Source organism: Pseudomonas sp. MIL9 (genome assembly GCF_016887925.1).
Lineage (GTDB): Bacteria > Pseudomonadota > Gammaproteobacteria > Pseudomonadales > Pseudomonadaceae > Aquipseudomonas > Aquipseudomonas mohnii.
Genome location: NZ_JAFEHE010000029.1, coordinates 1 through 26,375 on the forward strand (window position 1 = coordinate 1; position 26,375 = coordinate 26,375).

The 26,375-nt window shown below is 61.3% G+C and carries 24 protein-coding genes; 12 read left to right on the forward strand and 12 right to left on the reverse strand.

The window, feature by feature from the left end:
* Positions 1-230: hypothetical protein (locus JQF37_RS26490; RefSeq protein WP_204149854.1), on the reverse strand; the 230-nt coding region annotated here is incomplete at its 3' end.
* Positions 231-576: 346 nt separating this feature from the next.
* Here JQF37_RS26490 and JQF37_RS26495 point away from each other — a divergent pair.
* Complete coding sequence (locus JQF37_RS26495; RefSeq protein WP_047534337.1) at positions 577-1,680, forward strand: GlxA family transcriptional regulator; 1,104 nt, start codon at positions 577-579, stop codon at positions 1,678-1,680.
* Between the two features lie 115 nt (positions 1,681-1,795).
* Here JQF37_RS26495 and JQF37_RS26500 read toward each other — a convergent pair whose 3' ends face one another.
* From JQF37_RS26500 to JQF37_RS26525, 6 genes are all read right to left on the reverse strand, one after another.
* On the reverse strand, positions 1,796-2,059 hold the full coding sequence (locus tag JQF37_RS26500; protein WP_103404192.1) for a hypothetical protein: 264 nt from the start codon (positions 2,057-2,059) through the stop codon (positions 1,796-1,798).
* 367 nt (positions 2,060-2,426) lie between these two features.
* Positions 2,427-3,590 (reverse strand): gamma-butyrobetaine dioxygenase, encoded by a 1,164-nt coding sequence (locus JQF37_RS26505; RefSeq protein ID WP_130206535.1) that lies wholly within the window; start codon positions 3,588-3,590, stop codon positions 2,427-2,429.
* A 13-nt stretch (positions 3,591-3,603) separates the two neighbouring features.
* Positions 3,604-4,080 (reverse strand): thioesterase family protein, encoded by a 477-nt coding sequence (locus JQF37_RS26510; RefSeq protein ID WP_130206534.1) that lies wholly within the window; start codon positions 4,078-4,080, stop codon positions 3,604-3,606.
* 124 nt (positions 4,081-4,204) lie between these two features.
* A complete protein-coding gene (locus JQF37_RS26515; RefSeq protein WP_130206533.1) occupies positions 4,205-5,170 on the reverse strand; it encodes an L-carnitine dehydrogenase in 966 nt (321 codons plus the stop codon).
* Positions 5,171-5,299: 129 nt separating this feature from the next.
* Positions 5,300-6,187, reverse strand: coding sequence for a 3-keto-5-aminohexanoate cleavage protein (locus tag JQF37_RS26520; protein WP_090466673.1), 888 nt, complete (start codon positions 6,185-6,187; stop codon positions 5,300-5,302).
* Between the two features lie 89 nt (positions 6,188-6,276).
* Positions 6,277-7,221 carry a choline ABC transporter substrate-binding protein gene (locus JQF37_RS26525; protein WP_047534331.1) on the reverse strand — a complete coding sequence of 315 codons (945 nt, stop codon included), beginning with the start codon at positions 7,219-7,221 and terminating at the stop codon, positions 6,277-6,279.
* Between the two features lie 208 nt (positions 7,222-7,429).
* On the opposite strand from JQF37_RS26525, the gene JQF37_RS26530 reads away from it, so the two are divergent.
* Entirely contained in the window at positions 7,430-8,389 is a 960-nt protein-coding gene (locus tag JQF37_RS26530; protein ID WP_204149855.1) for a GlxA family transcriptional regulator, read from the forward strand.
* 125 nt (positions 8,390-8,514) lie between these two features.
* On the opposite strand, the gene JQF37_RS26535 is transcribed toward JQF37_RS26530, so the two are convergent.
* Positions 8,515-8,931: a DUF3010 family protein gene (locus JQF37_RS26535; protein ID WP_130210148.1), complete on the reverse strand. Its 417-nt coding sequence runs from the start codon at positions 8,929-8,931 to the stop codon at positions 8,515-8,517.
* 60 nt (positions 8,932-8,991) lie between these two features.
* Positions 8,992-9,393 (reverse strand): lysozyme inhibitor LprI family protein, encoded by a 402-nt coding sequence (locus tag JQF37_RS26540; RefSeq protein ID WP_130210150.1) that lies wholly within the window; start codon positions 9,391-9,393, stop codon positions 8,992-8,994.
* Positions 9,394-9,642: 249 nt separating this feature from the next.
* On the opposite strand from JQF37_RS26540, the gene JQF37_RS26545 reads away from it, so the two are divergent.
* The 7 genes from JQF37_RS26545 to JQF37_RS26575 all read left to right on the forward strand — a co-directional run bounded on the left by JQF37_RS26545 (position 9,643) and on the right by JQF37_RS26575 (position 18,249).
* Positions 9,643-10,620, forward strand: a complete 978-nt coding sequence (locus JQF37_RS26545; RefSeq protein ID WP_008033250.1) for a dipeptidase — start codon at positions 9,643-9,645, stop codon at positions 10,618-10,620.
* A gap of 213 nt (positions 10,621-10,833) precedes the next feature.
* Positions 10,834-11,364, forward strand: a complete 531-nt coding sequence (locus JQF37_RS26550) for a DUF5943 domain-containing protein (RefSeq protein ID WP_007975505.1) — start codon at positions 10,834-10,836, stop codon at positions 11,362-11,364.
* A gap of 15 nt (positions 11,365-11,379) precedes the next feature.
* On the forward strand, positions 11,380-13,440 hold the full coding sequence (gene dgcA, locus JQF37_RS26555; protein ID WP_130210154.1) for a dimethylglycine demethylation protein DgcA: 2,061 nt from the start codon (positions 11,380-11,382) through the stop codon (positions 13,438-13,440).
* A gap of 172 nt (positions 13,441-13,612) precedes the next feature.
* Positions 13,613-15,562, forward strand: coding sequence for a dimethylglycine demethylation protein DgcB (gene dgcB, locus JQF37_RS26560; protein WP_130210156.1), 1,950 nt, complete (start codon positions 13,613-13,615; stop codon positions 15,560-15,562).
* Positions 15,562-16,782 (forward strand): electron transfer flavoprotein subunit alpha/FixB family protein, encoded by a 1,221-nt coding sequence (locus JQF37_RS26565; protein ID WP_130210158.1) that lies wholly within the window; start codon positions 15,562-15,564, stop codon positions 16,780-16,782. The genes dgcB and JQF37_RS26565 overlap by 1 nt, the downstream gene beginning before the upstream one ends.
* A 15-nt stretch (positions 16,783-16,797) precedes the next feature.
* On the forward strand, positions 16,798-17,568 hold the full coding sequence (locus tag JQF37_RS26570; protein WP_109635441.1) for an electron transfer flavoprotein subunit beta: 771 nt from the start codon (positions 16,798-16,800) through the stop codon (positions 17,566-17,568).
* A 114-nt stretch (positions 17,569-17,682) separates the two neighbouring features.
* The gene (locus JQF37_RS26575; RefSeq protein WP_103404173.1) at positions 17,683-18,249 is read left to right on the forward strand and encodes a GNAT family N-acetyltransferase; all 567 of its coding nucleotides are present in this window, start codon (positions 17,683-17,685) and stop codon (positions 18,247-18,249) included.
* Positions 18,250-19,129: 880 nt separating this feature from the next.
* Here JQF37_RS26575 and gbcA read toward each other — a convergent pair.
* Complete coding sequence (gene gbcA / locus JQF37_RS26580) at positions 19,130-20,425, reverse strand: glycine-betaine demethylase subunit GbcA (protein ID WP_130210162.1); 1,296 nt, start codon at positions 20,423-20,425, stop codon at positions 19,130-19,132.
* A gap of 295 nt (positions 20,426-20,720) precedes the next feature.
* Here gbcA and gbcB point away from each other — a divergent pair, with 295 nt between their 5' ends.
* Positions 20,721-21,821, forward strand: a complete 1,101-nt coding sequence (gene gbcB, locus JQF37_RS26585; protein ID WP_130210164.1) for a glycine-betaine demethylase subunit GbcB — start codon at positions 20,721-20,723, stop codon at positions 21,819-21,821.
* A gap of 53 nt (positions 21,822-21,874) precedes the next feature.
* Here gbcB and JQF37_RS26590 read toward each other — a convergent pair whose 3' ends face one another.
* Together JQF37_RS26590 and JQF37_RS26595 are read right to left on the reverse strand one after the other, a co-directional pair.
* Positions 21,875-22,699 carry an NAD(P)-dependent oxidoreductase gene (locus JQF37_RS26590; RefSeq protein ID WP_130210166.1) on the reverse strand — a complete coding sequence of 275 codons (825 nt, stop codon included), beginning with the start codon at positions 22,697-22,699 and terminating at the stop codon, positions 21,875-21,877.
* Between the two features lie 212 nt (positions 22,700-22,911).
* Complete coding sequence (locus JQF37_RS26595; protein WP_130210168.1) at positions 22,912-23,952, reverse strand: low specificity L-threonine aldolase; 1,041 nt, start codon at positions 23,950-23,952, stop codon at positions 22,912-22,914.
* A gap of 143 nt (positions 23,953-24,095) precedes the next feature.
* Between JQF37_RS26595 and JQF37_RS26600 the strand changes: the two genes are divergently transcribed.
* Positions 24,096-24,827, forward strand: a complete 732-nt coding sequence (locus JQF37_RS26600; protein WP_223272715.1) for a TraX family protein — start codon at positions 24,096-24,098, stop codon at positions 24,825-24,827.
* 283 nt (positions 24,828-25,110) lie between these two features.
* Positions 25,111-26,364: a serine hydroxymethyltransferase gene (gene glyA / locus JQF37_RS26605; protein ID WP_130210172.1), complete on the forward strand. Its 1,254-nt coding sequence runs from the start codon at positions 25,111-25,113 to the stop codon at positions 26,362-26,364.
* The last annotated feature ends 11 nt before the right edge of the window (positions 26,365-26,375 follow it).

Sequence of the window (26,375 nt, forward strand, 5' to 3'; positions counted from 1 at the left end):
CGGGGTGGTTTGGCGGTCAGCGCTGTAGAGTGCTGAGACCGCGTCGACCCCAATCGCTGGCAAGCCAGCTCCCACAGGTTCTTCGGTGTGTCTGATATCTGGATCACACCACAAATCACTGTGGGAGCTGGCTTGCCAGCGATAGCGTCAGACCAGTCAAAACTGCGCGCTAAATGAACACCCGATCTCAAACGCGCCACCTTTTGGCGCGTCGCAAACAGGTAAATCATGACCCCAAGGTCAGGGATCGCCAGGGACCCTGACCGTCTGTCACCTGTGCCTGCGGTGACACTCTTTTCCGCATCGTTTCAGCCCTGTTCCCACAAGTGCTACCGATTTGCTCACACGCAACGGGGCAGCGCACTTGTCCGGCCCGATGGCCGCCTTAACCCTACTCACCGCGCGTCATATGCAGACTCATTCCGACGTCGTTTTTAGGAGTTATTGAACGCGCATTCAAATTTAGGCATGGCATTTGCTCTGTCATTACAAAGCCCGTCTCCCATGCGAGAACGATGGCAATAACAAGAGCCTCCGCCTGAGGCCATCACCCGCTTTGTGTGAGGAGATACCGCGATGACGTCGTTCAACTCCGGGGCCCAACCCCAGAACCGTGCGCCTCAATCCATCGGCTTTTTGCTGCTGGACAATTTCACGCTGATTTCCCTGGCTTCCGCAGTGGAGCCTCTGCGAATGGCCAACCAATTGTCCGGTCGCGAGCTGTATCGCTGGACCACCCTCACAGTCGATGGCGGTCAGGTCTGGGCCAGTGACGGTCTGCAGATCACCCCCGACGCCTCCATGCACAAAGCACCACCCCTGGACACCGTGATCGTCTGCGGCGGCATCGGCATTCAACGCACCGTTACCCGCGAACACGTGTCATGGCTGCAGAGCCAGGCGCGTCAGTCCCGTCGCCTCGGCGCGGTCTGCACCGGCAGCTGGGCCCTGGCGTGCGCCGGCCTGCTGGACGGTTTCGACTGCAGCGTGCACTGGGAATGTCTGGCCGCGATGCAGGAAGCTTTCCCGCGTGTGGCCATGAGTACGCGTCTGTTCACCCTCGACCGTAACCGCTTCACCAGCTCTGGTGGCACCGCGCCGCTGGACATGATGCTGCACCTGATCAGCCGCGATCACGGTCGTGAACTGTCGGCCGCGATTTCGGAGATGTTCGTCTACGAGCGCATCCGCAACGAACAGGATCACCAGCGCGTGCCGCTCAAGCACATGCTCGGCACCAACCAGCCGAAACTTCAGGAAATCGTCGCGCTGATGGAGGCCAACCTCGAAGAGCCGATCGACCTCGACGAACTGGCGGTGTATGTCGCCGTGTCCCGTCGTCAGCTGGAGCGGCTGTTCCAGAAGTACCTGCACTGCTCGCCGTCGCGTTACTACCTGAAACTGCGCCTGATCCGCGCACGGCAATTGCTCAAGCAAACGCCGATGTCGATCATCGAAGTGGCGTCGGTCTGTGGCTTCGTGTCCACGCCGCACTTCTCCAAGTGCTACCGCGAATACTTCGGCATTCCGCCGCGTGACGAGCGCGTAGGCTCCAATACCACCCAGCAAGTGGCGATGATGCCGCTGCCGCAAGCGCTGGTGCTGTCGCCGTTGTCCGGGCCGTTGTCGGCGCTGAGTCAGGCGCGGAACGAGTCGACGTTTGCCAGCGTAAGGCTCTAAACCGAGGGGACTTCATCGCGAGCAAGCTCGCTCCCACAGGGTTTTTGGGTTGTTCACAGAGGGTGTGTTCAACGCGAATCCCATGTGGGAGCGAGCTTGCTCGCGATTGGATTTATCAGGCGCGATGGCTCTGCTGATACTCCGCCAACGCCGGCAGCAATTGCTTGTCGATGGCCTGACGCACGGCGGGCAGGATGGTCGCGCTGCTGGTGTACATCTGCTTGACCATCGTGCGCAGCACGATCGCCCGTTCGTTGTTCAAACCTCGTACCGCACATTCGCAAGCCTGCTCGGCCGTGGAGCCGTTCGGTACTTGAAAGCCCAATGCCTTGAGTTGGCCCAACAGGTCTTCCTGGTCAATCAAATCGGCGTGCATCATGACGCAAATCCTTCTTCTGGGAACGGTGTCGTGGCTCGATTCTGGTGGGGGTGCAGGGTGGCGGCAAGGGCGATTTGTCGCGATGGCCGCAATGGCTATGAACAGGTCGTTTTCGGCTAACTTGCCGGTCAAGGGAGTCGGCACACTGGATTCAGCTTGCTTCACGAAGGTTTGGTCACCCTCGCGCGCAGCTCCTCAACAGTACCTTCTGCCTCGATCTTGTCACGGCTTGATCGGGGTTTTTTTTGCCTGTGAATCCTGGGTCTTGTGTTGCCTGTGCGGACGCCATCGCGAGCAGGCTCGCTCCCACAGAGGATCGTGTACCCCCTGTGGCAGCGAGCCTGCTCGCGATGAACAAGGACGCGGTCTAGCGTTGCAACACCAGAATCCGCGACAACAACTCATCGCGGTCCACATAGCATCCCTGGAAATGCCGGGCGCCGGTGGCAGGGTCGAAGGCGTTGCGGGCGTGCAGGGTGCGGCGGTTGTCGAAGCACCAGAGTTCGCCGGGATTGAGCCTTTGCATCAAGCGGAACCGGGGCTCGCGCGTCATCGCGATAAAGCGCCGATAGGCCCGATACAACCGGGGCATCTGCTCCACCGACGCATCGAACGGGCCGCGCAGAAAGTTGGCCATGCGGATTTCCGACACGTGCCCGGAAGCGTTCAGGGCGATGATCGGCGCGAGGCAGCGGTAGTCGCTGTGGCGGTCCTTGTTGCGGAACTCCACCGGGATTTCGCAGAGGCTTTGAAAGGCTTGCGGATCTTCCTGGCGCAACGCTTCGGCGATGGCAAAGCCGTCGACAAAAATGCTCTCGCCACCCTCGGCGTCGTTGACCAGGCAATGCAGGAACTGCAGCCCCGGTTGCAGCTCACGGGTGGGCAAATCGCTGTGCAATGGCAGGTTGAAAGCGGTGTAGGCGTTGCTGTCGGCATCGGCCTTGGATTGCACGTTGAACAGCACGCCGAAATTGCTTTCGCGGATGAACGAAATCCGCTGCGCGATCAACTTCAATGAGCCGGGTTCGGTGGGCACGCCACGGACCTGGGTCAGGCCGACATCGCGAACCGCCAGCAGCCATTGCAACAAGGCGTCGTTGTCCTGCATCAGCGTCGCGTAGTCGAACACCGGCAGTTGCAGATCGCTGTGCCAGAGCCTGGCCTTCGGTTTGCCAGCCTGGCGCTCGGCACGGGATTCGTCGTCGTACGCGTGGGCGCGCAGCCAGCCTGGGTCGAAGCGACTGCCGTGGCCATCTTGCCACTGTACGCTCAGGCAGCCTTCAGCATCGACGCCGGCCTCTGTGGGCACCAGGTGTTCCGGGACATCGACGATCTCCAGTACCTGCTCACGGGTGACGGTGTAGACGCATTGCGGGCAGGGGCAGTTGTCCCGTAGCCACTGATGATGAAACGGGCTGACGCGGTTGTCGGCCCACTCCACCAGAACACGATCGGCCATGACCTGCACGCCCTTCAGCGCGCTGATCAACGGATAAGTACGGAAGTCGGCAAAAGCGGCGGCGGTGTTCATGGCGATCTCCTTGTTATTTTTTTGGGGGTAACGCGATCACTCGGCCAATGTACTCGGGGGTGGGCAGGTCGGTTTGTTCGGCGACGATGGCTTGCAATCGGCCCAGGGTGCCTTCGCTGAACGGCGCGGAACGCGGCCCGGCGAGGTCGACGTGCAGCAGCATTTGCTCGTTGCCCGCCAGTTCCTTGTCATCACCCACACGATGCAGGCTGTGATAGAGGTGCAGGCGTTTGCTGTCGTGACCGATGATCTGCGTGTGCACCTCGACCTCGGCGTCGAGCTTCACTTCGTGCAGATAGTTGAGGTGCAGCTCCAGGGTAAACAACGAGTTGCCGCTGGCTTCGCGGCTGTTGCTGTCGAGCCCCAGGCGATCCATCAGCGCGTCGGTCGCGTAGCTGAAGATGAGCAAGTAGAAGGCGTCGCGCAGGTGGCCGTTGTAGTCGACCCAGTCGGGGATGATTCTGGTTTGGTAGGTGGTGAGGGTGGGCATGATTCCGGTTCCAATGTTGGTGGTGACTGGACCGCCGCTTTCGCGAGCAGGCTCGCTCCCACAAGGACAGCGCAAACCTGTGGGAGCGAGCCTGCTCGCGAAGGGGCCAGACCTGCGGGGCTCATTATTCGGCAAATGCCATCCCATGCTTCTCTTTGGTGGTCTTCACCGCCTCCAGCACCGCCAGCAGGCAGTCATCACGATAGCGCTCCAGCGCCGAAATGCTGTGTTTGCCCAATTGTTCGCTGGTGCCATCGACCACGTCATCGATCAGCTTGTCGGTCAGTTCGGGCGCCGGCAGGTAGGTCCACGGCAACTGCAACGCCGGGCCGAACTGTGCCATGAAGTGGCGCATGCCGGCATCGCCGCCGGCCAGGGTGTACGTCAGGAAGGTGCCCATGAACGACCAGCGCAGGCCCGCGCCGAAACGAATCGCGTCGTCGATTTCGCCGGTGGTTGCCACGCCGTCGTTGACCAGGTGCAGCGCCTCGCGCCACAACGCTTCGAGCAAGCGGTCGGCGATGAACCCCGGCACTTCCTTGCGTACGTGCAGCGGGCGCATGCCGAGGGATTCATAGACTTTCATCGCCGCTTGCACCGCTTCAGGCGCGGTGTTTTTGCCGCCGACCACTTCGACCAATGGCAGTAGGTAAACCGGGTTGAACGGATGGCCGACCACGCAGCGTTCCGGGTGCGTGGCGCTCTCGTAGAACTCGCTCGGCAACAGGCCGGAAGTGCTGGAGCCGATCAAGGCGTCGGGCTTGGCGGCGGCGCTGATTTTGCTGTGCAGTTCCAGTTTCAGTTCCAGGCGTTCCGGGGCGCTTTCCTGGATGAAATCGGCGTCGCGAACGCATTCTTCGATGGTCGCGACAAAGCGCAGACGATCCTGTGAGGCGCCAGGGGCCAGGCCTTGTTTTTCCAGGGCTCCCCAGGCGTTGGCAACGCGTTTGCGCAGGGCCGCTTCGGCGCCGGGCGCCGGATCCCAGGCCACCACGTCGAGACCGTGGGCGAGGGCGCGGGACACCCAACCGCTGCCGATGACACCGCTGCCCAGGGCGGCGAAGGTTTTGATTTCGGTGATAAAGCTCATGGCAACTTCCTGAATAGTTCGGTGATCCTTGTAGGAGCGAGCCTGCTCGCGATGGTATTCCAGGCGCTGAGTGGCGTCGGCTGTACCTTTTTCGCGAGCAAGCTCGCTCCTACAGGGGAAAAGGAGGGGTTATCCGCGCTGGGTCAGGCCCATTTTCTTGCGGCCTTCAGCCGGGGTGAGCACGCGGGCACCGAGGCGACTGAGGATTTCCGAGGCGCGTTCGACCAGTTGGCCGTTGGTCGCCAGCACGCCTTTGTCCAGCCACAGGTTGTCTTCCAGGCCGACTCGCACGTTGCCGCCGAGCAGCACCGCTTGTGCGGCCATCGGCATTTGCATGCGCCCGATGCCGAAACCGGCCCAGACCGCGTCGGCCGGCAGGTTGTCGACCATGGCTTTCATGGTGGTGGTGTCAGCCGGCGCGCCCCATGGGATGCCCAGGCAGAGCTGGAACAGCGGGTTGTCGAGCAGGCCTTCCTTGATCATCTGTTTGGCGAACCACAGGTGACCGGTGTCGAAAATTTCCAGCTCGGCCTTCACGCCCAGCTCTTGAATGCGTTTGGCGCCAGCGCGCAGTTGCGCCGGGGTGGAGACGTAGATGGTGTCGCCGTCGCCGAAATTCAGGGTGCCGCAATCGAGGGTGCAGATTTCCGGCAGCAGTTCTTCTACGTGAGCCAGGCGGGTCAGCGGGCCGACCAGGTCGGTGTTCGGGCCGAACTCCATCGGGTTTTCGCCAGCGCCGATTTCCAGGTCGCCGCCCATGCCGGCGGTCAGGTTGACGATGATGTCGACGTCGGCTTCGCGAATGCGCTCCATCACCTCACGGTACAGCGCCACATCACGGCTGAACTTGCCGGTTTCAGGGTCGCGAACGTGGCAGTGAACCACGGTGGCGCCGGCCTTGGCGGCTTCCACGGCGGCAGCGGCGATTTGTTTCGGGGTGACCGGCACATGTGGGCTCTTGGCGGTCGTGTCGCCAGCACCGGTGAGTGCGCAGGTGATGATGACGTCGTGGTTCATGAGGGGGTTCCTTGCAGGCGTGATTAGTCTGTCCGCAGCCCTTCCGGGCTGCGAATCGGTGGTTCAATTCAGGTCTTTTTACGGGTGAGTCATTTGCTGGTCAGTTGCAGGTTTTGAGCAGCCGGTTTGCCATCGAAGGTGGTGACGCCTTCGAGCCAGCGTTGCTTGTCCTGCGGGTGATCCTTGAGCCATTGCCTGGCGGATTCGAAGGCGTCCTTGTGATCGAGCAGCGGCTGCATCATCCGGCTCTCGTCTTCGGCGGTGAACGTCAGGTTGCTCAGCAGGCGGCCGATGTTCGGGCATTGTTCGGCGTATTTAGGCGCGGTCACGGTCCACACGGTGGCACTGCCTTCGTTCGGGCCGAGGGCGTCGTCGCTGCCGGTGAGGTAGGTCATCTTGACGTTGACGTTCATCGGGTGCGGCGCCCAGCCGAAGAACACCACGGCTTCGTTGCGGCGCACCGCGCGATCCACCGCGGCGAGCATGCCGGCCTCACTGGACTCGACCAACTGGAACTTGCCGAGGCCGAACTGGTTCTTGGCGATCATCGCCTTGATCTGGGTGTTGGCGCCCGAGCCCGGTTCGATGCCGTAGATCTTGCCGCCCAGCTCTTTTTCGAACTTGGCGATGTCGGCGAAGGTTTTCAGGCCCTTGTCCGCCAGGTAAGTCGGTACGGCGAGGGTGGCGCGTGCATCCTTGAGGCTCGGGGCTTGCAGCACCTTGACCTGATTGGCGTCGACGAACGGGGTGATGGTCTGGGTCATCAGCGGGTTCCAGTAACCCAGGAACAGGTCGAGGCGCTGATCACGGATCCCGGCGAAAATGATCTGCTGGGAGGCGCTGGTTTGTTTGGTGTTGTAGCCGAGGCCATCGAGCAATACCTGGGTCATGGCGCTGGTGGCGATCACGTCGGTCCAGTTCACTACACCCATGCGCACGTTCTGGCACGCGGCGGGTTCGGCGGCCATGACACTGGCGCTCAGGAAAGCGGTACCGCTGAGTGCAAGAACACAGCTGCTGATCAGTCGTTTCATCTCAGGTTTCCTCGGCAGTTCGTTATTGTGAGTTCCGGCGTCTGACGCGCCGGTGATACCAAGTTACGCAGCTAAGGCGCCATGAAAGCGCACTGCGGCGACCAGCTCTTGCACTGCGGCGACCTGTGCTCTTGAATGCCGCTTGCAAGTGGCGTATCAACATCAACACGCTACCCGCCCTCTCGTTCCCGCCAACCGAGTGCGCTCCATGTCCCAGGATTTCTATTTCTTGTTGATGCCGGGTTTCTCGGCCATTGGATTTATCTCGGCCATCGAGCCACTGCGGGTCGCCAATCGCTTTCGCGGCGAGCTGTATCGGTGGCATGTATTGAGCGCCGATGGCGGAGCAGTGCTGGCCAGCAACGGCATGTCGGTCAACGCCGACGCGGCACTGGAGCCGCTGAAAAAAGGCGCGACCCTGTTAGTGGTCGCCGGTTTCGAACCGCTGAAGTTCGCCACCCCGACGCTGGAGCACTGGCTGCGACGGCTGGACAACGAAGGCGTGACCCTCGGCGCCATCGACACCGGCAGTTTCATCCTCGCGGAAGCAGGCCTGCTCGACGGCCATCGCCTGACCCTGCACTGGGAAGCCATCGACGCCTTCAAGGAATCCTACCCGCAGCTCAGCGTCACCCAGGAGCTGTTCGAAATCGACCGACGGCGCATCACGTCGGCGGGTGGCACGGCCTCCATCGACCTGATGCTCGACCTTATCGCTCAAGCCCACGGCCCGGAGCTGGCGATCCAGGTCAGCGAACAGTTCGTGCTTGGCCGCATCCGCCCGCGCAAAGACCACCAGCGCATGGAAGTCGCCACCCGATATGGCATCAGCAACAAGAAACTGGTGCACGTGATCGGCGAAATGGAGCAGCACAGCGAACCGCCCCTGAGCACGCTGGAACTGGCGGAATCGATCAAAGTCACCCGGCGTCAGCTCGAACGGCTGTTTCGCCTGCACCTGAACGACACACCGAGCAATTTCTATCTGCGCTTGCGTCTGGAGAAGGCCCGGCAATTGCTGCGCCAGACCGACATGAGCGTGCTGGAAGTGAGCATTGCCTGCGGGTTTGAGTCGCCGTCGTATTTCACCCGTAGTTATCGGGCGAAGTATGAGCGCTGCCCACGGGAGGATCGGCGGCGGTTGGGGGATGGGCGGGAGTTGGTATGAGCTCAACGCAAAACAGAATGTGGGAGCGAGCCTGCTCGCGATAGCGGTGAATCAGGCGACATCAACTGAAATGACAAACCGCAATCGCGAGCTGGCTCGCTCCCACATTTGATCTGTTTTCGATTTTATTTTTTCATCAGCGCCGAACACGCCGCCTTGTAAGCCTCATGCTGATACTTGTTCAACGTCGCCGGCAGCTCAAAACCATGCTTCTTGGCCTGCGCATTGATGGTCTGCGGTGACAGCAGCGTCACCTCGCAATTTTCCAGCAACTGGAACACACCCTCGATCTTGAACGTGGTCGGTCCACCGGCGAACTCGCCTTTCTTGCTGCGCTTCTTGATCGCGATGCGATCAATGGCATTTTCGCGAACAAAGGACGCCACCTGCGCCGCGAAGACCTTGACGTTGGCGGCTTCGTCGTCATCGTCGAGGGCGATTTTCTTGGTCGCGAGCGCAACATGGCCCAGCGCCTGACCCTCCAGCATGGCCACGGCGATGATCGCTTCGCTGCCTTTGATTTCGATGCCGCAGACTTTCATGTTGAATCCCTTTACTGGCTGAAGGCGTGCAGCTTACAGCTCAAGTGGAACGGTGTTCTCTTACTCCTGCCCAATCGACTCCAAGAACTCCGACCGCTCGTCACTCATCCGTGCCACGCAATCATTTTGCGCAATGGTGAATGCCTTGCTGCCGGTGGTGGCCGGGAAGGCTTCGACGGCGCAGTCGGCGTCGCGGGTCTTCGTCCACTGCTGCTGAGCGGCCTTGATCCTGGCGGTGATGTCGCTCAGTTGCGACGGGTTCTTGCCGTAGAGCGACTGCATGCGCTCGTTCAGGCTTTTGAGGTTTTCGCTCAGCAGATCTTCGGCGGTGGATTTGCTGTAAGCCGAGCATTCCAGGGTCTGGACGTCGTTTTCCACTTTGTCGCATGGGTTGTCGTCGGATTCCTCCGCCGCGTGTACGCCGGTCGCTATCAGCGCCAAAGCCAGGATGATGGATTTCATTACGTTGCCGCCCCTTATTCCAGTAAAGCTTCCAGTAAAGCCTCAAGAGATGCGGCGAATTCTGGCCCAAGCCGAAGGCGTTGAACAGGTAGCAGATTGCGCCTGGCGACGACCCTTTGTCGCGGATTGACGCTTTCGGCAAACCCCCTGTCGTTTTTGCACCCGGTTGTCCCGGTCCTCAGGCATATGCTGGCCCCAAAGCGCCGGCAGACGATTCGGCGCATGAATCGCTAACAAGGGGACAGCCTGATGAGCCCAGCCGAATTGCACGCCGACAGCATCGTTATCGACGGGCTGATTATTGCCAAGTGGAACCGCGAACTGTTCGAAGACATGCGCAAGGGCGGTCTGACCGCTGCCAACTGCACCGTTTCGGTATGGGAGGGCTTCCAGGCCACTGTCAACAACATCGCCGCCAGCCAGAAACTGATCCGCGAGAACAGCGACCTGGTGATTCCGGTGCGTACCACCGCCGATATCCGCAAGGCCAAGGAGCAGGGCAAGACCGGCATCCTCTTCGGTTTCCAGAACGCCCACGCCTTTGAAGACCAGATCGGCTATGTCGAAGTGTTCAAGCAGCTCGGCGTCGGCATCGTGCAGATGTGCTACAACACCCAGAACCTGGTGGGCACCGGTTGCTACGAGCGTGACGGTGGCCTGTCGGGCTTCGGTCGTGAAATCGTCGCCGAGATGAACCGCGTCGGCGTCATGTGCGACCTGTCCCACGTTGGCTCCAAGACTTCCGAAGAAGTCATCCTCGAATCCAAGAAGCCGGTCTGCTATTCCCACTGCCTGCCGTCGGGTCTGAAGATTCACCCGCGCAACAAGTCCGATGAAGAACTGAAGTTCATCGCCGACCACGGCGGTTTTGTCGGCGTGACCATGTTCGCGCCGTTCCTGGCCAAGGGCATCGATTCGACCATCGACGACTACGCCGAAGCCATCGAATACACCATGAACATCGTCGGCGAAGACGCCATCGGCATCGGCACCGACTTCACCCAGGGTCATGGCCAGGACTTCTTCGAGTACCTGACCCACGACAAGGGCTACGCCCGCCGCCTGACCAGCTTCGGCAAGATCATCAACCCGCTGGGCATCCGTACCGTGGGCGAGTTCCCGAACCTGACCGAGACCCTGCTCAAGCGCGGCCATTCCGAGCGCGTGGTACGCAAGATCATGGGCGAGAACTGGGTGAACGTCCTGAAGGACGTCTGGGGCGAGTGAATAACTCCGGAGCCTACTCCGCTCGCCGATAGCTGCGTCAGGTCCTCGCGCCAAGCTCGCCGTACGTCCCGTACTGTCTCGCTTGTCGCTCCGGTCCTTCCTTGCTCTCGACGTGCTCGCTACGGCTCCAAAGTCATTCACACGGCTTGTTTATAAGAGCAAAGCAAAAGCTTTGCTAAGCACTGACCACGAATTTTCTGGAGTTAAGTTTCCATGGCCAAGATCGCCCCGCAATTGCCAATCGAAGTCGACAGCGAGACCGGTGTCTGGACGTCCGACGCCCTGCCGATGCTGTACGTGCCGCGCCATTTCTTCGTCAACAACCACATGGGCATCGAGGAAGTGCTGGGCGCCGAAGCCTACGCCGAGATCCTCTACAAGGCCGGCTACAAGTCCGCCTGGCACTGGTGCGAGAAAGAAGCTGAATGCCACGGCCTGGAAGGCGTCGCGGTGTTCGAGCACTACATGAAGCGCCTGTCGCAACGCGGCTGGGGCCTGTTCAAGATCCAGGACATCGATCTCGACAAAGGCACCGCCAGCGTCAAGCTCGAACACTCCGCGTTCGTCTACGTCTACGGCAAGGTCGGGCGCAAGGTCGACTACATGTTCACCGGCTGGTTTGCCGGTGCGATGGATCAGATCCTGGCCGCTCGCGGCAGCAAGATCCGCACCGTGGCCGAGCAAGTCTACGGTGGCTCCGAAGAGGGCCACGAAGACGGCTTGTTCATCGTCAAGCCGTTGTAAGTCGAGGAACCCGCCATGGCTTTCGAAGCAATGTTCCAGCCGATCCAGATCGGCAAACTGACCATCCGCAACCGCGTGCTCAGCACCGCGCACGCCGAGGTCTATGCCACCGACGGCGGCATGACCACCGACCGGTACGTCAAGTATTACGAAGAGAAGGCCAAGGGCGGGATCGGCCTGGCGATCTGCGGCGGTTCGTCCGTGGTGGCCATCGACAGCCCGCAGGAATGGTGGAGCTCGGTGAACCTGTCCACCGACCGCATCATCCCGCACTTCCAGAATCTGGCCGACGCCATGCACAAGCACGGCGCCAAGATCATGATCCAGATTACCCACATGGGCCGTCGTTCCCGTTGGGACGGCTTCAACTGGCCGACGCTGATGTCGCCGTCGGGCATACGCGAGCCGGTACACCGTGCCACCTGCAAAACCATCGAGCCGGAAGAGATCTGGCGGGTCATCGGTAACTACGCTCAAGCCGCGCGCCGCGCCAAGGCCGGTGGCCTGGACGGTGTCGAGTTGTCGGCCGTGCACCAGCACATGATCGACCAGTTCTGGAGCCCACGGGTCAACAAGCGTACCGACGAATGGGGCGGCACCTTCGAAGGCCGCATGAAGTTCGGTCTGGAAGTGTTGAAAGCGGTGCGTGCCGAGGTCGGTGACGATTTCTGCGTGGGCATGCGTATCTGCGGTGACGAATTCCACCCGGATGGCTTGTCCCACGAGGACATGAAGCAGATCGCCAAATACTACGACGACACCGGCATGCTGGATTTCATCGGCGTCGTGGGTTCGGGTTGCGACACCCACAACACCCTGGCCAACGTGATTCCGAACATGAGTTATCCACCGGAGCCGTTCCTGCACCTGGCTGCCGGTATCAAGGAAGTGGTCAAGGTCCCGGTGCTGCACGCGCAGAACATCAAGGACCCGAACCAGGCCACGCGCATTCTGGAGGGCGGTTACGTCGACATGGTCGGCATGACCCGCGCCCACATCGCTGACCCGCACCTGATCGCCAAGATCAAGATGGGCCAGATCGACCAGATCAAACAATGCGTCGGCGCCAACTACTGCATCGACCGTCAATACCAGGGCCTGGATGTGCTGTGCATCCAGAACGCGGCCACTTCCCGTGAATACATGGGCCTGCCGCACATCATCGAGAAAACCACCGGTGTGAAACGCAAAGTCGTGGTGGTCGGTGCCGGTCCTGCGGGGATGGAAGCGGCGCGCGTGGCCGCCGAGCGTGGCCACGACGTGACCTTGTTCGAGAAGAAAGAATTCATCGGCGGGCAAATCACCACGGCCTCGAAAGCGCCGCAACGGGACCAGATCGCCGGTATCACCCGCTGGTATCAGCTGGAACTGGCACGCCTGAAAGTCGACCTGCGCCTGGGGACTGCGGCGGATGCGCCAACCATCATGGACTTGCGTCCGGACGTGGTGGTGCTGGCGGTCGGCGGTCATCCGTTCCTGGAGCAGAACGAGCATTGGGGTGCGGCTGAAGGCCTGGTGGTCAGCAGCTGGGACATCCTCGATGGCAAAGTGGCACCGGGCAAGAACGTGCTGGTCTACGACACCATCTGTGAATTCACCGGCATGTCCACGGCGGACTTCCTCGCCGACAAGGGCAGCCAGGTCGAGATCGTCACCGACGACATCAAGCCGGGCGTGGCGATTGGCGGTACGTCGTTCCCGACTTACTACCGCAGCATGTACCCGAAAGAAGTGATCATGACCGGCGACATGATGCTGGAAAAGGTCTACCGCGAAGGCGACAAGCTCGTGGCGGTACTGGAAAACGAATACACCGGCGCCAAAGAGGAGCGGGTGGTGGACCAGGTGGTCGTGGAAAACGGCGTGCGCCCGGACGAAGAAATCTACTACGCGTTGAAGGAGGGTTCGCGCAACAAAGGCCAGATCGACGTCGAAGCCTTGTTCGCGATCAAGCCGCAACCTTGCCTGGAGCAGAGCGGCGACGGCTATTTGCTGTTCCGCATCGGCGACTGCGTGGCCCAGCGTAACGTGCACGCGGCGATCTACGACGCGTTGCGGTTGTGCAAGGATTTCTAAGAGCTTGTGGATAACCTTGTAGGAGCGAGCCTGCTCGCGATGAATTTGAAGGCGCCGCGTTCTTTCAGACCGCACGCGTCATCGTTAACGACCATCGCGAGCAAGCTCGCTCCTACAGGGGGTCGAGCAAAGCATCCAGGTAGTTAAGCCCGAGGTCTTTGGGAGCTTCACCATGTTGAACACCCTTCTTCCAATCCTGTTGTTCGCTGCCCTGGGCCTTGCGGTTCTGGGCGCGTTGCGGCGGGTGTCCATGTGGCGCCGGGGCCGGGCCTCGAAGGTCGACCTGATCGGCGGCCTGTTCGCCATGCCCAAGCGTTACATGGTCGACCTGCACCACGTGGTGGCGCGGGACAAATACATCGCCAACACCCACGTCGCCACGGCCGGTGGTGCGGTGGCGTCCATCGTGCTTGCAATTCTGGTGCACGGCTTCGGCCTGCATAACCGCATCCTCGGGTACGCACTGCTGCTGATGTCGGCGGTGATGTTCGTCGGTGCGATCTTCGTTTACCTGCGTCGACGCAACCCGCCGAGCCGTTTGTCCAAAGGCCCGTGGATGCGCCTGCCGAAAAGCCTGCTGGCGTTCTCGGCGTCGTTTTTCCTGGTGACCCTGCCCGTGGCGGGCATCCTTCCGGAGAACTTCGGCGGCTGGCTGTTGGCGACGATCCTCGGCATCGGCGTGCTGTGGGGCGTATCGGAACTGTTCTTCGGCATGACCTGGGGCGGGCCGATGAAGCACGCCTTCGCCGGTGCCCTGCACCTGGCCTGGCACCGTCGCGCCGAGCGCTTTGGTGGCGGTCGCTCCACGGGCTTGAAGCCGCTGGACCTGACCGACCTGTCTGCACCGCTGGGCGTCGAGAAACCCAAGGATTTCACCTGGAACCAATTGCTCGGTTTCGACGCCTGCGTGCAGTGCGGTAAGTGCGAAGCGGCGTGCCCGGCGTTCGCCGCCGGCCAGCCGTTGAACCCGAAAAAGCTGATTCAGGACATGGTCGTCGGCCTGGCGGGCGGCACCGATGCCAACTTCGCCGGCAGCCCGTATCCGGGCAAAGCCATTGGCGAACACGCCGGCAATCCCCATCAGCCGATCGTCAATGGTCTGGTGGATGCCGAGACCCTGTGGTCATGCACCACTTGCCGGGCCTGCGTCGAGGAGTGCCCGATGATGATCGAGCACGTCGATGCCATCGTCGACATGCGCCGTCACCTGACCCTGGAAAAAGGCGCGACCCCGAACAAGGGCGCCGAAGTCCTGGAAAACCTGATCGCCACCGACAACCCGGGCGGCTTTGCGCCGGGCGGACGGATGAACTGGGCGGCGGACTTGAACCTCAACCTGCTCAGTGAAAAGAAATCCACCGACGTACTGTTCTGGGTCGGCGACGGTGCCTTCGACATGCGCAACCAGCGCACCCTGCGCGCGTTCGTCAAAGTGCTGAAAGCCGCGAAGGTCGATTTCGCCGTGCTGGGCCTCGAAGAACGCGACAGCGGTGACGTGGCCCGACGCCTGGGCGATGAAGCGACCTTCCAGTTGCTGGCCAAACGCAACATCCAGACCCTGGCCAAATATCGCTTCAACCGCATCGTCACCTGCGACCCGCACAGCTTCCATGTGTTGAAAAACGAGTACGGCGCCTTCGACGGCAACTACCTGGTGCAGCACCACAGCACCTACATGGCGGAAATCATCCAGGCCGGTGCGCTGAACCTCGGTCAGCACAAGGGCGACAGCGTGACCTATCACGACCCGTGTTACCTCGGCCGCTACAACGGCGAGTACGAGGCGCCGCGTGAGGTATTGCGTGCGCTCGGGATCGAAGTCAAGGAAATGCAACGCTCCGGTTTCCGTTCGCGCTGCTGCGGCGGTGGCGGCGGAGCGCCGATCACCGACATTCCGGGCAAGCAACGGATTCCCGATATGCGCATGGAAGACATCCGCGAAACCGGTGCCGAACTGGTGGCCGTGGGTTGTCCACAGTGCACGGCGATGCTCGAAGGCGTGGTCGAGCCCCGGCCGTTGATCAAGGACATTGCCGAACTGGTGGCCGATGCGCTGCTCGAAGACCAGGCACCGAGCAAGCCGTCCACGCCAGCCAAACGTGAACCTGCGGAGGCCCACTGATGAGCGACATTATCCGCCGCGACCCTCGGGCCGAATGGATCGCCCGTAACCGTCTGCATCCGCTGCACGCCGCCATGCAGCCGGCGCAACACAGCTGGATGGGGCCCAATGGCGTCATCCGCAAGAACCCCCATGGCATTGGTTTTATCGGCCCGAACGGCATCAAGCGCATCGACCGCAGTGGCGCGCAACAGGGCGGCGCGACCAAGCGCTCGGCCGCCGTTGAAGTGCAATTGCCGCTGCATCAAGTGCCTGCACCGGCGTTCTACATCAGCGTCGTACCGGACATGGTCGGTGGCCGCTTGAGCAGTCACGACCGCGACCTCCTGGGCCTGGCCCATCAACTGGCGGGCAAGGATGGCGCGGTGCTGGCCGTGGTCTTTGGCGAACATAAAGAGAGCGCCTTTGCCAGCGCCGGCGTCGATCGCCTGCTGGTGCTCGAGGGCGAGGAATTCAGCGGTTATGCACCGGAACAACGGGTCCAGGGCTTGCGGGCTGTGGATAACCAGTTCAGTCCGCGTCACTGGTTGCTGCCGGACAGTCGTACCGGCGGTGGCGAACTCGGTCGTCGTTTTGCCGCGGCGTTGGGCGAACGCCCGGCCACGCGGGTCTGGCAGGTCAAGGACCAGGCGTGCATCGGCCGCGCCGGTGCCGGTCTGCAAGACCTTGCGCGTCCGCTCGCACGGTTGATTCTGGTGGCTGCCGAATGCGCCGAACCGGTCAGTGAAACCCGTCACGAAGCCCTGCCGGTGGAGTTATCCACAGCGGTTGCGCGCAGTCTGTCGCGGATCGAGGATCTGGGGGCGGTGGCGGTGGACCCGGCGGCGATCCCGATGGCCGAAGCGGAGTTCATCTTCTCCGGCGGCAACGGCGTCAAGGACTGGGGACTTTTCCACAGGACCGCCGAGGCATTGGGTGCCACCGAAGGCGCGTCCCGGGTTGCCGTGGACGATGGTTTCATGGCGCGCGACCGCCAGGTCGGCGCGTCGGGCACCTGGGTCACTGCGCGGGTCTATGTGGCGGTGGGGATTTCCGGGGCGATCCAGCACCTGCAGGGTATCGGTGCCTGCGACAAGGTGGTGGCGATCAACCTCGATCCCGGCTGCGACATGATCAAACGGGCCGACCTGTCGGTGATCGGCGAAAGCGCCGAGATTCTTCAAGCCTTGATCGCGGCGGTAGAGGCCTACCGCAACGACGCCAAGCGCGATGCGGCTTAAGGGAAGGAAAGGGTTATGAGCACGAAAATCATCAGCCTAGTGTCCATCGGCGCCCACCCGACATCCGGCCGTCCGCGTCGCGCCGAACAGGATGCGCGTGCCGTGGAACTGGGTCTGCAGTTGGCTGGGGATAACTTGCAGGTGCTGCATGCCGGCGATGTCGCCGAGCCTGCGTTGCGCGCTTATCTGGGCATGGGCCTGGAGCAATTGCATGTCCTGGAACAACCCGAAGGCGCTGATGCGCTGCCGGCGTTGACCGCGTATTTGCGCGATGCCGGCGCTCAGGTGGTGTTGACCGGCAGCCAGGCTGAAACCGGCGAAGGCTCGGGCATGTTGCCGTTCCTGCTGGCTGAAAGCCTGGGCTGGCCGCTGGTGGTGGGGCTGGCGCAGGTCGAGTCCATCGATGGCAGCTCGGCGCTGGTGCTGCAGGCCTTGCCCCGTGGCCAGCGTCGTCGCTTGAAGGTTCGCCTGCCGTTCCTGGCAACTGTGGATAACGCCGCGCCCAAGCCACGGCAAAGCGCCTACGGCCCGGCCCGGCGTGGGGTGTTGCAGGCCGATGAAGTGGAAGTCATCGACGATGAACTGCTGGCGGTGGCGACGCTGCAACCGGCCAAGCCGCGACCCAAGCGCCTTAAAGTCATCAAGGCCAAGAGCGGTGCCGACCGCATGAAAGCCGCAACGGCCAAGGCCAGCGGCGGCGGTGGGCAAGTGCTCAAGGGCGTCACGGCGCAGGCGGGGGCTGAAGCGATTCTCAAGCTGCTGATTGAAGAGGGCGTGGTGCGCTGACACCACCCAGCCTCTAGCCGCAATACCCGGAAAAACACCCATCCCTGAGGCGCATTGCTGCGCCGTGAGCGCCCACGTACAACGGGCGCTCGATGATCTGTGGAGTTTTAATCAATGTCGGTTGAGTTTCGTTCGGCGGTACGCGCGGATGCGCGCGAGATTGCGCGTCTGTTCCAGATTTCCTCGGAAGGCGCTTCGGATTACATCTGGAGCCAGATAGCAGAGCCCGGGCAGGATCTGTTGGACGTGGGAGCCATCCGTTATGCCCGTGAAGATGTGGATTTTTCCTACCAGAATTGCCTGATCGCCGAGGCCGACGGGAAGGTCATTGGCATGCTGCACAGCTATGTGATGCGTTACGACCCGTTCGCGGCGCCAGTGACCGATCCAGTGCTGGCGCCGTACGCCACGATGGAAATCCCCGACACTCTTTATATATCCAGCCTGGCGCTGCACGAGGGCTGGCGAAACCAGGGCCTGGGCAAGCAGTTTCTCGCTTACGCCTACGACCGCGCCAATCGGCTCGGGCTCAACGGCCTGAGCCTGATCGACTACGCCGCGAACACCGGCGCCCGGCGCTTCTATGAGCGCCACGGCTTCCGTATCGTCGATACCTGCCAGATCACGCCGCATCCGATGATTCGGGTCACGGGCGAAGCCTATTTGATGTATCGGCCTTAGCGGGCCATCGAGCCGACGGACGACCCAGTCAGGCTGTGAGACGCCTGGGGCCGGTCGGGCATTCAATGTTTGCCCAGCGGCCCCAGCCTGGTTCTCCACAATCTCTGTTAACGCTTCTGTGGATAACATGTTCACCCCTCGCTGCAACCCCTGAAAATCAAGCCCTTCAGCCCGTAGATCAAAAAACAATCAGCTTAAGCCACGGTTTTTTCGGTAGTTTTTCTGAGGATAAGTGTGTTCGCGAAGTAATACTTGTCCCCGATCTCTGTTGGCGCTTCTGTGGATAAGATGTTCGCTTACCGCTACAGGCCCTATAAACCGAGCCTTTCAGGTGTCTGATCAAAAAATGATCGAATTGCCGTTTTTATCCATTCCACCTCCCGCAAATGCAGAAATTACGCGGCTTTCAGCGGTTTTCCACAGAGGCGCAGAAGTTGCCCCCAAAGTCTGTTGGCGCTTCTGTGGATAAGGTGTTTGCCATCCGCTACAGGCCCTGTAGTACGTGGCTTTCAAAGGTTTGGTTGAAAAATGATCAAGTGCAGCGGGAAACCGTGATTCTGGATAAGTCACGGATTTTCTTCGGTTTCTGTGGAGAAAATTATGCGCCTGTCCACAGTTGTCCCCATTTGCTGTGGGTGGAGATGTGGATAACTTGTTCGCGAAAGGCTGGGAGGCGCGCACCGTATAGCGCTGAACGAAATAGATCATATTTCGTACAGTTCTAAATGGAAGAGGGTAATGGCGGGAGTAAAACGTCGCGAACAGGCCCCTTGTAGGAGCGAGCCTGCTCGCGATGGTCGTGAACGATAACGCGTTAAACCAGATGCCCCGAGGCGTGCTCGGGTTTTTCGCGAGTCGGCTCGCTCCTACAGGGCTTGCGTTAGCCTTGGACAGGGACGCCTTTGAGGTACGGCGCAGGCTCGGCCCCCAGATTGTTCAGCATCCGCTCGCTGTACCAATCCACGAAATTCACCACGCCGAACTCATAGGTCTTGGAGTACGGCCCAGGCTGGTACGCGGTGGAGTTGATGCCGCGCTGGTTTTCTTCGGCCAGGCGACGGTCCTGGTCGTTGGTGGCGTCCCAGACCAGGCGCATGCGCTCCACGTCGTAGTCCACGCCTTCGACGGCGTCCTTGTGCACGATCCACTTGGTGGTGACCATGGTTTCCTGGGCGCTGATCGGCCACACGGTGAACACGATGATGTGGTCGCCCATGCAGTGGTTCCATGAGTGCGGCAGGTGCAGGATGCGCATCGAGCCCAGGTCCGGGTTCTTGATGCGGCCCATGAGCTTGGCGCAGCCTTGCTTGCCGTCCATGGTCATCGATACGGTGCCTTTGAGCAGCGGCATGCGCACGATGCGGTTACGCAGGCCGAAGCTGGCGTGGGCGTAAGGGATCTTCTCGGCTTCCCAGGCAGCGGCGGAGGCGGCGACGTGGTCCTTGAACGCCTGGTCGGCGCGCGGGTCGGTGACGTCGTCCCATTCCAGCAGGGTTTTCAGCAGTTCCGGGTGCGACGCGTTGCAGTGGTAGCACTCGCGGTTGTTTTCCAGCACCAGTTTCCAGTTGGCCTTTTCCATCAAGGTGGTTTGCACCGCCACCTTGGTGTTTTCCATGTCGTACGGTTCCATGTAATGGTTGAGCGTCGACAGGAAGTCATCGATGGCCGGCGGGTTATCCGACAGGCTGATGAAGATGTAGCCGCCAGCGGTTTTCACGTTCACTGGCTTGAGGCCGTACTGCTTCATGTCGAAGTCGGCGCCCATTTCGGTGCCGGCGAACAGCAGGCGACCGTCGAGTTCGTAGGTCCACTGGTGGTAGTGGCAAACCAGTTTGGCGACCTTGCCCTTGTCGCTGGTGCACAGGCGCGAGCCACGGTGACGGCAGACGTTATGGAACGCGTGCACGACGCCTTCGGCGCCACGGATCACGATGATCGGGTTCTTGCCGACTTGCAGCGTCAGGTAGTTGCCCTTGGTGGGGATCTCGCAGGTCATGCCGGCGATCAGCCACTCTTTCTGAAAGATTTCCTGCATGTCGATATCAAACAGGCGATCGTCAGAGTAAAACGGCTGCGGCAGCGAGAACGTGCGCTCGCGCTCTTGCAGCATCTGGGCGGTGGCCTTGCGTGCGGGTTCCAGCGGATCGCCCAGGCTCAGGGTAGTAGTGACGTCCATCGTTTAATCCTCAAGGCCATCTGCGTGGCCGGCGAAAGTGGCTAATCAGGTGTGCTGCTCGGGTTTGCTACGCAAGGTGTAAAAGTTGTGTCTTGGTATGGGGCGAGTGTGGGGCCGGCGCTGGCCAGAACCTTATCCATGGGCGACATGGTGCAATCTGTTCCCGACGCGCAAGCCCCGGTAGTTGGGGGCTGGTCGCGATAAGCATGTGAATGTCGCAGATAGGTAAATGGGTGGTTCGCGCTATACGCAGAATCGCCAACATGAAGGCCGACAGTCGGCCGTGGAGATCAGCATGTCCAACAACTTCCTGAACCCGGTAACCACCCAGACCTGGGCCAATGGTCGGCACATCGTCCGTTGCGTCAAAGTCATCCAGGAAACCTGGGATGTGCGCACCTTTTGCTTCATGGCCGACCAGCCGATCATGTTCTTCTTCAAACCGGGGCAGTTTGTCACCCTGGAGCTGGAAATCGAAGGCCAGCCGATCATGCGTTCGTACACCATTTCCAGCTCGCCATCGGTGCCGTACAGCTTTTCGGTGACCATCAAGCGCGTGCCGGGCGGCAAGGTTTCGAACTGGTTGCACGACACCCTGCACGAAGGCCAGGAACTGGCGGTGCACGGGCCGGTCGGGCTGTTCAACGCCATCGACTTCCCGAGCCCGAAAGTGCTGTACCTCAGCGGCGGCGTCGGGATCACCCCGTGCATGTCCATGGCGCGCTGGTTCTACGACACCAACGGCAATGTCGACATGACGTTCATCCACAGCGCCCGTTCGCCCAAGGACATCATTTACCACCGCGAGCTGGAGCACATGGCGTCGCGGATCGACAACTTCAGCCTGCACCTGATCTGCGAGAAACACGGCCTCGGTGAGCCGTGGGCCGGTTATCGCGGTTACCTGAACCACAAGATGCTGGAACTGATGGCGCCGGACTTCCTCGAGCGCGAAGTGTTCTGCTGCGGCCCGACGCCGTACATGAACGCGGTCAAGCGCCTGCTGGAAAACGCTGGCTTCGACATGAAGCGCTATCACGAGGAATCGTTCGGCGCGACACCACCGGAAGCCCGCGCCGATGCAGTGGAACAAGCCGAGCAGGCTGCCGATGCACCGGAAGTCGACGCGGCCGATCTGCATGAGGTGCAATTCACCGCCTCCGGCAAGAGCATTCGCGTGGCACCGGGCGAGACCGTTCACGCCGCTGCGGCGAAAGTCGGCCTGATGATCCCGAAAGCCTGCGGCATGGGCATTTGCGGTACCTGCAAGGTGCTGAAGCTGGGCGGCGAAGTCGAGATGGAGCACAACGGCGGGATCACCGAGGAAGACGAAGCCGACGGGTTCATTTTGTCGTGCTGCAGCGTGCCGAAGGGGGATGTGCGGATCGAGTTCTAACCGACGCTGGTTTCCTGTAGGAGCGAGCTCGCTCCCACAATTACAGTGTTTTTTCAGTCAACGAATAGGTCGGGCATCAGCTTGTCATTGGTGCCCGGTGCAAACCGATAGTGTTCGAACTCCGTCACGCCGTTCTCTCGCAATATCTCCTCATCAATCAACAACCGCCCGGTCAGGCTGCGATTCGTGCTGCCGAGAATGACGTGGGCGGCATCGGCCATGATCGCCGGCGTCCTGGCGTGCTTGAACGATTCCCGTGAGCCCAGCTGAAACTCGATGGCAGCGGTGGCAATCATCGTCTGTGGCCACAGCGAGTTGACGCTGATGCCGTAGTTTTTGAATTCCTCGCTCATGCCCAGCGTCAGCATGCTCATGCCGTACTTGGTCACGGTATACGGGCTGTATTGGGCGAACCATTGGGTTGCCAGGTTCAGTGGTGGCGACAGGTTGAGGATGTGCCCGGCGGATTTCTTCAGGTAGGGCAGGGCGGCCTGGCTGCACAGCAGCACGGCGCGGGTGTTGATCTGGTGCATGAGGTCGAAGCGCTTGAGTTCGATGTGCTGCACACCGGTCAACTTGATTGCCCCGGCATTGTTGACCAATGCATCGATGCCGCCGAAATGTTGGTTGGCCTGGGCCAGGGCCTGATGCACGGCGATTTCGTCGCGTACATCCACCTGCAAGGCCAGCGCCTTGCCACCCGCAGCTTCGACTTCCTTGGCCACGCTGTAGATGGTGCCGGGCAGCTTGGGGTGCGGTTCGGCGCTTTTGGCGGCAATCACGATGTTTGCGCCATCGCGTGCGGCCCGCAGCGCGATCTCCCGACCAATCCCACGACTGGCACCGGTAATGAACAGCGTTTTGCCTTGAAGGGACATGCGTGCGCTCCTGATTATTGTTATGAGAGCGGATGGGCTCGACAAACAATGTAGACGAAGTCTTCAGGTGCGAATGATGAGGGCGAGTGGGTGGGGCTTTTGTGGGAGCGAGCTTGCTCGCGATGGCGGTGTGTCAGCTGACATCATTGTTGGATGGGCTGGCCTCATCGCAAGCTCGCTCCCACAGGGGGGGGCAGTGCAAACCAGGGTTTTTAGTGCGACATCACTTCACGGATGTCCCTGGCCAATTCCCGCACGCGTTCTTCTTCGGTGTCCCACGAGCACATGAAGCGTGCGCCGCCGTTGCCGATGAAGGTGTAGAAGCGCCAGCCCTTGGCGGTCAGCGCGGCGATGGCCGGTTCCGAGAGTTGCAGGAACACGCCGTTGGCCTGAACCGGGAACATCAGTTCCACGCCAGGAATGTCGCTGACCAGCTCGGCCAGCAATTGCGCGCAGCGGTTGGCGTGATTGGCGTATTTGAGCCAGGCGTCGTTTTCCAGGATCCCGACCCAGGGCGCGGAGAGGAAACGCATTTTCGACGCCAGTTGCCCGGCCTGTTTACAGCGGTAGTCGAAGTCTTCGGCCAGTGTGTGGTTGAAGAACAGGATCGCTTCGCCCACGGCCATGCCGTTTTTCGTGCCGCCGAAGCACAGCACGTCGACGCCGGCCTTCCAGGTCAGGTCCGCTGGCGAGCAGCCGAGGAATGCGCAGGCGTTGGAGAACCGCGCGCCGTCCATGTGCAGGTTCAGGCCCAGTTCCTTGCAGGTGGCGCTGATGGCGCGGATTTCGTCCGGGGTGTAGACGCTGCCGACTTCGGTGGCCTGGGTGAGGGTCACGACGCGGGGTTTCGGGTAGTGGATGTCCTGGCGCTTGAGGGCGACTTCGCGGATCGATTCCGGAGTCAGCTTGCCGTTTTCGGTGCGGGCGATCAGCAGTTTGGAGCCGTTGGAGAAGAATTCCGGCGCGCCACATTCGTCGGTTTCGACGTGGGCGGTTTCCGAGCAGATCACGCTGTGGTAACTCTGGCACAGCGACGAGAGGGCCAGGGAGTTGGCCGCGGTGCCGTTGAAGGCGAAGAACACTTCGCAGTCGGTTTCGAACAATTTACGGAAATCGTCGGACGCGCGGGCGGTCCATTCGTCGTCGCCGTATGCGCGCTGGTGGCCATGGTTGGCCTGCTCCATGGCCGCCCAGGCTTCGGGGCAAATGCCGGAGTAGTTGTCGCTGGCGAATTGTTGGCTCTTGTCGGTCATGGCCTGCTTCCGTGGTCGGGGCGCTTATGGTGAAGCGTCTCGTGGTCAATGAGGGTGCGCACTCTACCGAAGATCGTCCGGGGAGCGCACGGGATGTCACTGTCAGAAAATTACGGGGATACCGGGCAATTATGCACGTGGCGATGCACTTGACACAGCAGCACTTAACGCCGCGCGACGGTGCACTGGATCTGCTCAAGTGGCTGGCGCTGCTGAGCATGGTGCTCGATCACCTGCGTTATGTCGGTTATTCCGTCGATCTTTTGTATGTGCCGGGGCGTCTGGCGTTTCCGTGGTTTTGCCTGGCGATGGCGGCCAATCTGGCGCGCACGCCCGCCGTGAAGTCAGAGGGACAATGGCGCTATCTGGGCTGGTTGCTGCTGTTCAGTGCGGTGAGCGAAGTGCCTTACCGGATGTACATTCCGGATCCCGACACCTTGAACGTCTTGCCTACCCTGGCCTTGGGCCTGCTGGTGGCACGGGGCTGGCAAGCGCAAGGGCTTCAGGCGCGACTGTTGGCGCTCGTCGCCCTGGTGCTGGCGGCGGTTTTCTGGTCGCGATTGATGTTCGGTTTCTTTGGCGTGCTGTTGCCGTTGGCGCTGCTGCTGGTGATCCGACGTCCCTGGTGTTTCGCGCTGTTGCCGGGGCTGGTTTGTCTGGCGGCCAATCAATGGCAAGTGCTGTATCACGCCGCACGATTGGGCAATCCTGCGGCCATTCCGGCCATCGCCACATGCCTGATCGCGCCCTGGCTGGGACTGTTCTTGTTGCGACATGCCAAGGGCGTAAAACCACCACCGATGCGGCGTTGGGCGTATGCCCTCTATCCGGTGCATTTCCTTGTGCTGCTACTCGTCCGCCAGATCGCCGTATAACCCTGTGGGAGCTGGCTTGCCAGCGATAGCGGTGGACCAGTCGCCATCAATACTGGATGTGATGCCATCATCGCTGGCAAGCCAGCTCCCACAGGGTTTCTCACTGATTTGAGAAGAGTGCCCGACCAGTCATTCTCCGCCATGTCGTAAACGCACCTTTACGTGGCGTCCGTAGGCATTTGGCCTGTCTGCGCCGGTCATACCATCGCTATCAAAGGGCACTGCCGAAACACCGGTGCCTTACCGAGACGAATGGCGCATAGATGCCGCTGGGAGAGACGCGATGTTCAGCAAGCAAGACCAGATCCAGGGTTACGACGATGCACTGCTGGCGGCGATGAATGCCGAGGAGCAACGCCAGGAAGATCACATCGAGCTGATCGCGTCAGAGAACTACACCAGCAAACGCGTCATGCAGGCCCAGGGCAGCGGCCTGACCAACAAATACGCCGAAGGCTATCCGGGCAAGCGCTACTACGGTGGCTGCGAGCACGTGGACAAGGTTGAAGCCCTGGCCATCGAGCGCGCCAAGCAACTGTTCGGCGCCGACTACGCCAACGTCCAGCCGCACTCCGGCTCTTCGGCCAACAGCGCGGTTTACCTGGCCCTGCTGCAAGCGGGCGACACCATCCTGGGCATGAGCCTGGCCCACGGCGGTCACCTGACCCACGGCGCCAAAGTGTCGTCCTCGGGCAAGCTGTACAACGCCGTGCAGTACGGCATCGATACCAAGACCGGGCTGATCGACTACGACGAAGTCGAGCGTCTGGCCGTCGAGTGCAAGCCGAAGATGATCGTCGCCGGCTTCTCCGCCTACTCCAAGACCCTGGACTTCCCGCGCTTCCGTCAGATCGCCGACAAGGTTGGTGCGCTGCTGTTCGTCGACATGGCGCACGTGGCCGGTCTGGTCGCCGCCGGTCTGTACCCGAACCCGCTGCCGTACGCTGATGTGGTCACCACCACCACCCACAAGACCCTGCGCGGTCCACGTGGCGGCCTGATCCTGGCCAAGGCCAACGAAGAAATCGAGAAGAAGCTCAACGCCGCGGTATTCCCCGGCGCCCAGGGCGGCCCGCTGATGCACGTGATCGCCGGCAAGGCAGTGTGCTTCAAGGAAGCGCTGGAGCCAGGCTTCAAGGCCTACCAGCAACAAGTCATCGACAACGCCCAGGCCATGGCCGGCGTATTTATCAAACGCGGCTACGATGTAGTGTCCGGCGGCACCGATAACCACCTGTTCCTGGTCAGCCTGATCCGTCAGGGCCTCACCGGCAAAGAGGCGGATGCAGCGCTCGGTCGCGCCCACATCACCGTGAACAAGAACGCTGTCCCGAACGATCCACAGTCGCCGTTCGTCACCTCCGGCCTGCGCATCGGCACCCCGGCGGTGACCACGCGCGGCTTCAAGGTGACCCAGTGCGTCACTCTGGCGGGCTGGATCTGCGACATCCTCGACAACCTCGGCGACGCCGATGTCGAGGCCAATGTCGCCGAGCAAGTGGCGGCCCTGTGCGCGGACTTCCCGGTTTATCGCTGAGTGCGGTTTTG

Coding starts and splice junctions, on each gene's coding strand:
- JQF37_RS26495 (WP_047534337.1), top strand. CDS start 577: ATGACGTCGTTCAACTCCGGGGCCCAACCCCAGAACCGTGCGCCTCAA.
- JQF37_RS26500 (WP_103404192.1), bottom strand. CDS start 2,059: ATGATGCACGCCGATTTGATTGACCAGGAAGACCTGTTGGGCCAACTC.
- JQF37_RS26505 (WP_130206535.1), bottom strand. CDS start 3,590: ATGAACACCGCCGCCGCTTTTGCCGACTTCCGTACTTATCCGTTGATC.
- JQF37_RS26510 (WP_130206534.1), bottom strand. CDS start 4,080: ATGCCCACCCTCACCACCTACCAAACCAGAATCATCCCCGACTGGGTC.
- JQF37_RS26515 (WP_130206533.1), bottom strand. CDS start 5,170: ATGAGCTTTATCACCGAAATCAAAACCTTCGCCGCCCTGGGCAGCGGT.
- JQF37_RS26520 (WP_090466673.1), bottom strand. CDS start 6,187: ATGAACCACGACGTCATCATCACCTGCGCACTCACCGGTGCTGGCGAC.
- JQF37_RS26525 (WP_047534331.1), bottom strand. CDS start 7,221: ATGAAACGACTGATCAGCAGCTGTGTTCTTGCACTCAGCGGTACCGCT.
- JQF37_RS26530 (WP_204149855.1), top strand. CDS start 7,430: ATGTCCCAGGATTTCTATTTCTTGTTGATGCCGGGTTTCTCGGCCATT.
- JQF37_RS26535 (WP_130210148.1), bottom strand. CDS start 8,931: ATGAAAGTCTGCGGCATCGAAATCAAAGGCAGCGAAGCGATCATCGCC.
- JQF37_RS26540 (WP_130210150.1), bottom strand. CDS start 9,393: ATGAAATCCATCATCCTGGCTTTGGCGCTGATAGCGACCGGCGTACAC.
- JQF37_RS26545 (WP_008033250.1), top strand. CDS start 9,643: ATGAGCCCAGCCGAATTGCACGCCGACAGCATCGTTATCGACGGGCTG.
- JQF37_RS26550 (WP_007975505.1), top strand. CDS start 10,834: ATGGCCAAGATCGCCCCGCAATTGCCAATCGAAGTCGACAGCGAGACC.
- dgcA (WP_130210154.1), top strand. CDS start 11,380: ATGGCTTTCGAAGCAATGTTCCAGCCGATCCAGATCGGCAAACTGACC.
- dgcB (WP_130210156.1), top strand. CDS start 13,613: ATGTTGAACACCCTTCTTCCAATCCTGTTGTTCGCTGCCCTGGGCCTT.
- JQF37_RS26565 (WP_130210158.1), top strand. CDS start 15,562: ATGAGCGACATTATCCGCCGCGACCCTCGGGCCGAATGGATCGCCCGT.
- JQF37_RS26570 (WP_109635441.1), top strand. CDS start 16,798: ATGAGCACGAAAATCATCAGCCTAGTGTCCATCGGCGCCCACCCGACA.
- JQF37_RS26575 (WP_103404173.1), top strand. CDS start 17,683: ATGTCGGTTGAGTTTCGTTCGGCGGTACGCGCGGATGCGCGCGAGATT.
- gbcA (WP_130210162.1), bottom strand. CDS start 20,425: ATGGACGTCACTACTACCCTGAGCCTGGGCGATCCGCTGGAACCCGCA.
- gbcB (WP_130210164.1), top strand. CDS start 20,721: ATGTCCAACAACTTCCTGAACCCGGTAACCACCCAGACCTGGGCCAAT.
- JQF37_RS26590 (WP_130210166.1), bottom strand. CDS start 22,699: ATGTCCCTTCAAGGCAAAACGCTGTTCATTACCGGTGCCAGTCGTGGG.
- JQF37_RS26595 (WP_130210168.1), bottom strand. CDS start 23,952: ATGACCGACAAGAGCCAACAATTCGCCAGCGACAACTACTCCGGCATT.
- JQF37_RS26600 (WP_223272715.1), top strand. CDS start 24,096: ATGCACTTGACACAGCAGCACTTAACGCCGCGCGACGGTGCACTGGAT.
- glyA (WP_130210172.1), top strand. CDS start 25,111: ATGTTCAGCAAGCAAGACCAGATCCAGGGTTACGACGATGCACTGCTG.